We start from the raw sequence: 10,330 nt of genomic DNA, 5'->3' as shown, positions 1-10,330 counted from the left end.
GTGACGCTGCCGACGGTGAGCGCGCGGTCCGCCGCGCCGGGGCTGCCGATGGTCTCGCGGGCGCCGGAGTTGCCGGCGGCCACGACGAACAGGGTGCCGCTGGAGTCGGACAGCTCGTCGAGCGTCTGGGACAGCAGGTCCGTGCCGTCGGTGGGGGCGTCGTTGCCGAGGCTCATGTTGACGACGTCGGCGCCCTGGTCCACCGCCCACTGCATGCCGGCGATGACCTGGGCCTCGGTCCCGCCGTACTCGCCGAGCACCTTGCCCACCAACAGCTTCGCGCCGGGCGCGACGCCCTTGCGCAGGCCGCCCGACGCGGCGCCGGTGCCCGCGATGGTGCTCGCCACGTGGGTGCCGTGGCCGACGGTGTCGGTGATGCCCTCGCCGGTGAAGTCCTGTTGTGCGAGCACGGCACCCGCGAGGTCGGGATGCGTCGGGTCGTACCCGGTGTCGAGCACCGCGACCTTGGCGCCGGCGCCGGTGAACCCGGCGGCCCACGCCTGGGGCGCGCCGATCTGGGGCACGCTGTCCTCGAGCAGCGGCTGGACGCGGCCGTTGAGCCAGATCTTGCCGGTGGCGGTCCGGGCCTTCGCGGTGGCGCTCAGCTCCGGCCAGGCGGCACCGTTCTTGGGTGCCTCGACGACGGTGAGCCCGCGGGCGGGAACGGCGGCCGTGCGTCGCGCGGCCCGCGGCGCCGCGCCCTGGACGATCAGCGGCACGGTCCTGGCCGACGCGTCGTCGAGGCCCTGCCGCTGAAGTTCGGTGACGTCGAAGAGGCGCTTGTCGATCCGGTCGTCCTGGAGGAGCCGGACGGCGTCGGCGGGGACCACGTACTGGTGGCCGTTCAGCTCGTACCGCCACACCCGTTGGGTCTCGCGGCCGGCGGCCATCCGGACGCCGGCGACCACGCCGTCGACGACGCGGACCTGGTCACCGGTGAGCAGGGTGACGGTCCGCGGGGACCCGGCGACGGCCTCCCTCGCGGCCGGGTCCTGGGCGCCGGCAGGGCTCGCGGCGACCAGGGAGGCCGCGACGACGAGCCCGGCGACGGCGCCGATGGTTCTGCGCAGGTTCATGGTCTCTACCCACGCGCTCGCCGGCCGATGCGTTGCACGCCCTCGCTCGGGGTAGTCCAGCTGACCGGAACTGCGGTTGAGGAGACGGTCATGGCACTTGCGGAAACCCCGGTGGACCTGCCGAGGCACGCGTGGTGGGGTGCGTTGAAGCGGACGTTCCGGGAGTTCATGGACGACAAGCTGGCCGACTGGGCCGCCGCGCTCACCTACTACAGCATCCTGTCGCTGTTCCCCGCGGTCGTGGTGCTGATCAGCCTGGTCGGGCTCATCGGCGAGTCGGTGACGCAGCCGCTGATCGACAACCTGCGCCAGCTCGCGCCGGGGCAGGCGCGCGACATGCTGGTGAACGTCGTACACCAGTTGGAGGGGAAGGCATCGGTCGCCGGACCGGTCGCGATCATCGGCCTGGCGAGCGCGGTGTGGGCGTCCTCGGGCTACATCGGCGGTTTCATCCGCGCGTCCAACTCGATCTACGAGGTCGAGGAGGGCCGCCCGGTCTGGAAGACGGTCCCGCTGCGACTGGCGCTGACGCTCACGATGGTGGTCCTGCTGGCCGTGACCGTGCTCGGCGTGGTCATCACCGGCGGGGTCGCCCGGTGGCTCGGCAACATGGTGGGGCTCGGCTCCACGTTCGTCACGGTGTGGGACATCGCGAAGTGGCCGGTGCTGGCGGCGCTCGTGAGCCTGGCGATCGCGTTGCTGTTCTGGGCGTCGCCGAACGTGCGGCAGCCGGGGTTCCGGTGGCTCACGCCCGGCAGCATCCTCTCGGTGGCGGTGTGGGTGATCGCGTCGCTGGGCTTCGCGTTCTACGTGGCCAACTTCGCGTCGTACAACAAGGTCTACGGCTCGCTCGCCGGTGTGGTCGTGTTCCTCGTCTGGTTGTGGATCTCGAACCTGGCGGTGCTGTTCGGGGCCGAGTTCGACGCGGAGCTGATCCGGGGGCGGGAGATCGAGGAGGGCCACCCGGAGGACGTCGAGCCCTTCCTGGAGCCGCGTGATACCCGGGCGATGGATTGATGCAATTCTTCGATTGAAAGTACGCAAAATCTTGCGCGTGATGTAGTCCGGTGCCTATCGTCTCCTCACCGTCCCTGGCGAGGAGGCCGGCAATGGTGTGGTCACGTGCGTGTGCGGTGGTGTCGGTCGCGGGTCTCGTCGCGGGCCTTGTCGGAGGTGGTGGCGTGGCGGCGGCGGAACGACCACCCGCGGCGCCGGTCGTGACCAGGGCCGCCCTGGATCCCGCGCTCGTGGCGGGGCGCGGGGCGGACGTGCCGTTCCTCGAGCAGGAGGCTGAGAACGCGCACACCGACGGCACGGTCATCGGTCCGGACCGCACCGCCTACACCCTGCCCGCCGAGGCGTCCGGGCGGTCCGCGGTGCGGCTCACGCCCGGGCAGTACGTCGAGTTCACGTTGCCGCGCGAGGCGAACGCGATCACCGTGCGGTACAGCATCCCGGACGCGCGCGACGGCGGCGGCATCACCGCGCCGCTCGACGTGGCCGTGAACGGCCGGCACCGGGCGACGTTGACGCTCACGTCGCGGTACTCCTGGCTGTACAACCAGTACCCCTTCACCAACGACCCGAACGCGGACCTGCTGCACCCGGACTGGTGGATCACCGAGTGCGACTGCGTGCCGGCGCAGACGAGCCCACCGCCGGTGATCCAGAAACCCTTCCGCCCCACCCACTTCTACGACGAGCAGCGCCTGTCGCTCGGCAGGACCTACCGGGCCGGCGACACGATCCGGCTCACCGCGAGCGACCGTGCCGCGTGGACGGTCGTCGACCTGCTGGACTCGGAGCTGGTCGGCGCGCCCCGGGTGGTGCGCGGCGCGCTGGACGTGCGGCTGTTCGGCGCGGACCCGACGGGCCGGCGGGACTCCGCGACGGCGTTCGAGCGGGCCGTCGCGCTGGCGCGGTGGCTCAACGCCCCGGTGTACCTGCCGCCGGGCACGTTCCAGGTGAACCGGCACATCGTCGTCGACGACGTGACGATCACGGGCGCCGGCAGCTGGTACACGACCGTCCGGGGTCACGAGGTGGCACTCGACCCGCCGGCACCGGACGGCTCGGTGCACACCGGCGTCGGCTTCTACGGTCGTCCGGCCGCCGAGGGCGGCAGTGTGAACGTGCACCTGTCGGGCTTCGCCATCGAGGGCGACGTCCGCGAGCGCATCGACACCGACCAGGTCAACGGCATCGGCGGCGCGCTGAGCGACTCGTCGCTGGTGGGGCTGTACCTCCACCACACGAAGGTGGGCATGTGGTTCGACGGCCCGATGACCCGGCTCACGGTCCAGGGCAACGTGATCGCCGACCAGATCGCGGACGCGCTGAACTTCCACACCGGCGTCACGGACTCGGTGGTGCGCGACAACTTCATCCGCAACACCGGCGACGACGGGCTCGCGATGTGGGCGGAGCACACGCAGGACGCGCGCAACACGTTCGACCACAACACCGTGCAGTCGCCGGTGCTGGCCAACGGGATCGCCCTGTACGGCGGGACCGACAACACGGTGTCGGCGAACCTGGTCGCCGACCCGGTCCGCGAGGGCAGCGGCATCCACCTGGGGTCGCGGTTCGGTGCGGAGCCGTTCACCGGGCACGTGTGGGTGAGCGCGAACACCACGGTCCGCGCGGGCACCTACGAGCTGAACTGGGAGATCGGCCTCGGCGCCATCTGGTTCTACGCGCTGGAGCGCGACCTGGCCGCGGACGTCCAGGTGGTGGGCAACCACTTCCTGGACAACACCTACAACGCGATCATGTTCGTCAGCGACTGGCCGGTGAAGGACCAGTACTCGATCACCGACGTGCACTTCCGGGACAACCGCGTGGACGGCACGGGCACCTCGGTGCTCAGCGCCCGGTCCCGGGGCAGCGCGTCGTTCGAGAACACCGACGCCCGGCACGTCGGCGCCGTTGGCGTGAACAACTGCGGCTCGTTCAACTTCCCGCCGACTGGCTCGGAGTTCACGCTCACCGACCTGGGCGGCAACGACGGCGGCTGGCTCGCCCCGTGGATGCTCCCGAATACCATCACCTGCGACGACCGGCCGCCGGTGGTGCCGCCACCACCGCCGTCGTCGTGGTGAGGTGTCAGGTTCCGTCGGAGTCAGTGGGCGGCATGGGGCCGCTGGACGATCCGTACTCGGACCAGGATTCGGGCTTGAAGTCCCGGTTCCCCGAAATCAGAACCAAGGCGAACAACCCCAACCCGACTCCGAGGACGATCGCGATGACCTTCAGGATGACCGGGGACAGGGACAGGGCGGCACCGCCGGTGGCGACAATGAGGGCAACTCCGGCCAACCAGAAGCCCGCAGTGGGGGGCGCGTTCCACAGCCAGCGCCGGATGCTCTGCTTGCTGGGCATATCCGACGGCTACCCGAGCACGCGGTGGCGCAAACGCCTGGCTGTGTCGGCCATCTTGTCGGACCGCGATGACCGGCCGCCGGCTGTGCCCACGCGGTCGCGAAGTATCAGCCGCTCACCGACGTGATCACCTTCGGCGTCCTGACGCTGCTGGTCGTGGGCCTGATCAAGCTCGACATCCCCTCGCTCCCCGGCGGTCGCGGCGCTGGCGGTCGACGCCCGGCACGTCGGCGCTGTTGGCGTCAACAACTGCGGCTCGTTCAACTTCCCGCCGACTGGCTCGGAGTTCACGCTCACCGACCTCGGCGGCAACGACGGCGGCTGGCTCGCCCCGTGGATGCTCCCGAATACCATCACCTGCGACGACCGGCCGCCGGTGGTGCCGCCACCACCGCCGTCGTCGTGGTGAGGTATTAGTTCCGGGTGTTCCAGACCTACCTGCTGCCGGTCCGCGCCGCGGTCACGGTGTTCCCGCTGCTCGCGCTGGTGGTCATGCTGCCGGTGGCGGTGGTCAGCTACCGTCGGCGCGGTCGGGCGGGCGGGTGGACCACGCTGGTGTTCTACTGCTTCCTGTTCTACCTGCTGGCGGCGTTCCTGCAGACGATCATCCCGCTGCCGGCGAACCCGTCGCAGTACTGCGCGGACCAGACCTACGCCAGCACGCCGCAGCTCCGCCCGTTCTACTTCGTGGACGTGCTCCGGACGCGGGCGCGGGTGTCGGGCACCTGGGTGAACCCGGCCATGTGGAGCACCGCGCTGAACGTGGTGCTGCTGGCCCCGCTGGGCCTCTTCCTGCGGTACCTGTCCGGCACGCGTTTCCTGGCGGCGACCGCGCTGGGGTTCGGGGTGTCGCTGTTCTTCGAGCTGACCCAGCTGACCGGCGTGTGGTTCATCTACCCGTGCGCGTACCGGCTCTTCAGCGTGGACGACCTGATCCTGAACACGGTCGGCGTGGCACTGGGCTGGCTGGTCGCCGGTCCGCTGATCCGCCTGCTGCCGGACCTGGACGCCGAACGCGACCGCCGCCGCTACGCCACGCGCGTGACGGCGACCCGCCGGGTGTTGGCGCTCGTCACGGACATGATCACGTTCGCCGTCCTGTTGCTGCTGGTGGTGGGCCTGATCAAGCTGTTCGGCGGCTCCGCGGCCCTGCGCGCCCCGGCCGCCGCGGCGCTGGCGATCGTCTACTTCCTCCTCGCGCCGGTCCAGACGGGCTCGACCATCGGCAAGCGGGCGATGCTCCTGAAACTCGAACGCACCGACGGCCGTCACGCGGGCCCGTTCGCGCTCCTCGTGCGCAACGGGGTGCTGCTCTCCCCGCTGTGGCTGGCGTGGCTGGCCCTGGAGGTCGACCACTGGGACGTCTTCGGCGAGCCGCAACAGCTGCTGATCCCCCTGGGCCTGCTGCTGTCGCTGCTGGTGGTCGGCGTCTGGACCCCGCTGGCCGTCTTCTTCGGCGACGAGCTGGCCCCGTACGAACGCCTCACCCGGACCCACAACGTGGCCGTCGTCAGCACCGAGCCGGCCGACGAGCCTCAGGCCTCCTGAACACCCGGCCGCTGGTCCTCGACGACGAAGCTCGCCCGGGTGTACACCGGCGAGCCCGGCTTCGTCACGTAGTGCAGCACCCGGTAGTCGCTCTGCCAGCGGTCCTTGTTCACGCTCACCAGCACGTAGCCGCGCTGGCCGTTGAAGAACCTCATGTGCGGGTTGGCCGCCAGCAGCTTCTGGCCGTCCGGAGTCATGTCCGCGCCGTCCGCGCCGCTCGTGATCGAGGTGCCGACGAACTCCGTCGCGACCGTCGGTGAGGCGGGGTCGGCGAAGTCGCGTTTCAGGTCCCACGCGTAGTTCTGGTGCCGGTCGCCCGTGATGACGACCAGGTTCCGCACGCCGCGGTCCCGCGCCTCGGCCAGGACCCGGTTCCGCTCGGCGACGTAGCCGTCCCACGGGTCGTACGAGACGTCCAGCGCCGGGCCCGGGGCCAGGTCGGTCTGGCCCATCGGGGCCTGGTTGCCCAGGATCTGCCATCGCGCGGTGGACCGGGAGAAGCCGTTGAGCACCCAGTTCCGTTGCGGCGCACCGAGAATGGTCCGGGTCGGGGAGAGCCGGTCGGCGCAGTTGACGCCGTCGCCGTCGCCGCAGGGTTGGTCGTCGCGGTACTGGCGGGTGTCCAGCATGGTCAGGTCGGCCAGGCGGCCGTAGCGGAGCCGGCGGTACATCCGGATGTTCGGGCCGCTCGGCAGCTGGGCGCGCCGCAGCGGCAGGTTCTCGTACATGGCCTGGAAGGCCGCCGCCCGGCGCCGGCGGAACACGGCGGGGTCCTGGTCCGGTTCGCCGTCCTTCTCCGAGATGTCGCCGGCCCAGTTGTTCTCGACCTCGTGGTCGTCGAAGGTCAGGACGAACGGGTGCGCCGCGTGCGCGTTCCGCAGCGGGGCCTCGGACTTGTACAGCGCGTACTGCAGCCGGTAGCGCGCGAGGTCGACGGCCTCGGTGGTGAACTGCGGGGCGACCGGCACGCCGCGCTTGTTGTCGCCGAGGCCGTACTCGTAGATGTAGTCGCCGAGGTGCACGACGAAGTCCAGGTCCTCGGCGGCGATGTGGTCGTAGGCCGTGAAGTACCCGTCCTGCCATGCCTGGCACGACGCGAACGCGAAGTCCAGCTGGCGCGGGTTCGCCGAGAGCGGCGGCAGCGTCCGCGTCCGGCCCACCGGGGACATCTCCCCACCGGCGCGGAACCGGTAGAAGTACACGCGGTCCGGCGCGAGGCCGTGGATCTCCGGGTGCACCGAGTGCCCCAGCTCCGGGGTGGCGACCACCGACCCGCGCCGCACGACCGACCGGAAGCGCTCGTCGTGCGCGATCTCGAACTCGACCCGCACCGGCGTGGCCGGCATCCCACCCGCCCCGTCAGCCGCGAACGGATCGGTCGCGAGCCGCGTCCACAGCACGACGCCGTCCGGGGTCGGATCACCGGAGGCGACACCGAGGGTGAACGGGTTACCGGCCGCGGGCGCCGAGAACGCGCCCGCAACGCGCCAGGCACCGGTTCCGAGCAGCACGGCCGCCGCTCCCCCGAGCCCCAACACCTGACGCCGCGGCATCCGTGCACCCAAGGCAGTCTCCTGTGGAGTGGACAGTGGTCAGGCCATATGCGGGTCTGGCTTTCCCTTCTCCCTCCCGGTTTTCCGCGCTGGTTCGCCCACCGTCCATCTTGGGCGAGAAGGGCGTGCGCCCGCCACCCCGTTCTGCCTAGACGAGGAGACGAACGGGCCCGAGGATCCCGGAGACCCGCTGCCCGGCGTAGACCGCGGCGGTCGGCGAGATGTCGTCGAGCAGCGGCCCGAGCGTGTTGAACACGGTGACAGTGAGCCGGTTGACCCCGTCCCGCACCAACCCGGTCAGCTCGAACCGGTAGGGCGACCAGATCCGCACCCCGGCCGCCGCGCCGTTGACCCACACCTCCGCCGTCCCCCGCACCACCCCGAGATCGAGCACCACGGCTCCGGGCCGATCGAGGTGCACCTCCCGGTGATAGCTGACCCCACCGGAGTAGGACCCGAGCCCGAACCCCTCCCAAGGCCCGACCTCCACGAACCGGTTGTCCACACCTCCCACCCCGCCCTCCGACTCCCGTCGGCACCCACCGCTAGCATCGGAACCGGGGGCCCTCCCGACACCAACGGAAGATTCGTCCGGCTCCTCCCCCATCGGGTTGTGGACAACCTCCGCGCGCACGCCGGAACCGTCGGCCCCCTCCGGTAGTGTTGAAACCGGGGGACCCCCGGGCATACGAAAGTCCCTTTCGCTCGGACTCGTACTCACCGATCGGGTCGCGGGTGGCTCGAACGAGGTTTCCTGTCGGGGGTCACCGGTAGGCTGGAAATCGGGGGCCGGAGGCCAACCCGGGTCCTGTGCGCAGTCGAACTCCGCCGGACCCTCCCACAGTGCGCCGCCGGTGCGGCCGTCCGCCGGACGCACTCTGATCAGCAACTCCCGGCCGGCCGGCAGGTCCTCGCCTGTCAGCTCCACGCCGTCCACCCACGCCGTCGTCTCTCCCACGAGCGGGAGGCGGACCCGGTGGGCGCCCGGTGGCACGGCCAGGCGGAACCACTCCTCCTGCCGTTCGTGGCCCGAGTCCGGTACCACGTCCAGCACGCCCGTCGTCGGTGCGCCGTCCAGCCACGTCGCTCTGGGGAGTGGGTGGGGGCGGGGGTGCAGGAGGGGCCAGCGGGCGTCGTAGGACTGGCGGCGGCGGAACGCCGACGGGACCGGCACGCCGTCGCGGGTCCACGTCCAGTCGCAGTCCGGGCCGTCGAAGATCAGGGAGACCGGGGTGCCCATGTCGCGGAACACCACCTCCAGGCGGTTCTCCCCCGCCGCCAGGTCGATCTCGTGCGGCATCACCCTCGGGTTGGGGCGGGCGCCGTACGGGTCGAACGCCCCGGACACCGCGACTTCCGTGCCGTTGACCAGGAACGTCGCCACGCCCTCGGTGCCCAGCTGGACGGTGACCCGCCCCGGCTCGGACGTTGTGAGCGTTGCCATCGCGCGGACGGTGCTGCCGCGGCGCGTGCGGTCGGCGGGGGTGAGCCACTCCGGCCGGGCGAAGGCCGCCGGGTCGTCGGTCAGGGTCCAGTAGCCGCGCAGCGGACCGTCCTCCTCGGACCGGACCAGGACCTCCAGTTCGTTGGCGGCCAGGCACTCCACGTCGAACAGGCGCAGGTAGCCGCCGGGGTCGGCCGGCAGGCGCGCACCGTTCCACCACGCCTCGATCGCGCCGTTGGCCGCGATCGCCAGGGTTCGCCTGCCCGGCGGGACGGGGAGCGTCGTCCGCAGCCGGACCGTCCGCGCGTCGTCGGCGTGCCAGAACTCCTCCGGGACGCGGCCTTTCGGGCCCAGCGCGGCGACGTGCAGCGGATCCTTCTCGATGCCGCGGGACAGCGAGTACTCGACGGGCCGCCAGTCGCCGTCGTCGACCCGCATGCGTGCGAACTCGCCGTGCGTGACCAGCACCTGCCGCCACTCGCCGTCACCGGTGCGGTGCCAGGGGCGCCACTGCGTGACCGGCGATGTGAGCGTGATCATCCACAGGCCGTCGAGCGCGAGCGCGGTCACGGACGCCGACACAGCCGGACCGGGGCGACCAGCAGAGAGGGGCGACGCGGCCGAATCGGCACGACCAGCAGACACGACCGACCCACCGGAATCGAGCCGGCCAGCACCCGCGGACGGCACGCCAGCACCGGGACGGGCAGCAGACACGAGCGGCTCGGCCGAATCGACACGACCAGCAGACACAGCCGACCCACCCGAATCGAGCCGCCCCGCAGGCACCGGCGGCGCGCCAGAACCGGAGCGGGCAGCAGCTGCGGGCGGCTCGGCCGAATCGGCAGGGTCAGCAGACACAGCCGACCCAGCCGAATCGAGCCGGCCAGCAAACACCGGCGGCACGCCACCGGGACGGGCAGCAGGCTCGACCGAATCGGCACGGCCAGCAGACACGACCGACTCACCGGAATCGAGCCGGCCAGCACCCGCGGACGGCACGCCAGCACCGGGGCTGGCAGCAGCTGCGGGCGGCTCGGCCTCGCGGGTCGACCACACCAGCAGGACGGCGGGTGCCGACTCGAAGGACACCGTGACCTCGGTCCCGCCGTCGACCTCGCGGGACGGCGCCGGCATCGCGGTGCCGGTGAGCGGGTCCCACTGCTCGACGTCGGTGACCGTGCCGGCCAGCCACACCGTGGTCGTGGCCGGGCGACGTGCCGGGTCGAAGTCGTAGCCCTCCGTGCGCAGCGCCTGGTTGTAGGGGCGGAAGTCGAAGTCCTCGTCCGACCAGGACTGTCCACGCAGGATCGGCTGCGCGGTCGCGG

General features: G+C 71.4%; 6 protein-coding genes and 1 pseudogene. 3 read left to right on the top strand and 4 right to left on the bottom strand.

Features of this window, described 5'->3' with window-relative positions:
- The coding region (locus ACJ73U_RS15380) for a S8 family serine peptidase (protein WP_407778297.1) at positions 1–1,076 on the bottom strand (1,076 nt) is incomplete at its 3' end.
- A 90-nt stretch (positions 1,077–1,166) separates the two neighbouring features.
- Here ACJ73U_RS15380 and ACJ73U_RS15375 point away from each other — a divergent pair.
- Positions 1,167–2,093, top strand: coding sequence for a YihY/virulence factor BrkB family protein (locus ACJ73U_RS15375; RefSeq protein ID WP_407778296.1), 927 nt, complete (start codon positions 1,167–1,169; stop codon positions 2,091–2,093).
- 92 nt (positions 2,094–2,185) lie between these two features.
- Complete coding sequence (locus ACJ73U_RS15370) at positions 2,186–4,177, top strand: glycosyl hydrolase family 28-related protein (RefSeq protein ID WP_407778295.1); 1,992 nt, start codon at positions 2,186–2,188, stop codon at positions 4,175–4,177.
- 4 nt (positions 4,178–4,181) lie between these two features.
- Here ACJ73U_RS15370 and ACJ73U_RS15365 read toward each other — a convergent pair whose 3' ends face one another.
- On the bottom strand, positions 4,182–4,457 hold the full coding sequence (locus ACJ73U_RS15365; RefSeq protein ID WP_407778294.1) for a hypothetical protein: 276 nt from the start codon (positions 4,455–4,457) through the stop codon (positions 4,182–4,184).
- A 423-nt stretch (positions 4,458–4,880) separates the two neighbouring features.
- Here ACJ73U_RS15365 and ACJ73U_RS15360 point away from each other — a divergent pair, with 423 nt between their 5' ends.
- Positions 4,881–6,005: a VanZ family protein gene (locus ACJ73U_RS15360; protein WP_407778293.1), complete on the top strand. Its 1,125-nt coding sequence runs from the start codon at positions 4,881–4,883 to the stop codon at positions 6,003–6,005.
- Here ACJ73U_RS15360 and ACJ73U_RS15355 read toward each other — a convergent pair.
- Complete coding sequence (locus tag ACJ73U_RS15355; RefSeq protein ID WP_407778292.1) at positions 5,993–7,558, bottom strand: alkaline phosphatase D family protein; 1,566 nt, start codon at positions 7,556–7,558, stop codon at positions 5,993–5,995. The two genes, ACJ73U_RS15360 and ACJ73U_RS15355, sit on opposite strands and share 13 nt — an antisense overlap.
- Before the next feature lie 148 nt (positions 7,559–7,706).
- Positions 7,707–10,330, bottom strand: a pseudogene (locus ACJ73U_RS15350) (hypothetical protein); the annotation flags it as partial.

This window comes from Actinophytocola sp. (assembly GCF_045807065.1).
Lineage (GTDB): Bacteria > Actinomycetota > Actinomycetes > Mycobacteriales > Pseudonocardiaceae > Actinophytocola.
This window is presented reverse-complemented; position numbering and strand designations above follow the sequence as displayed.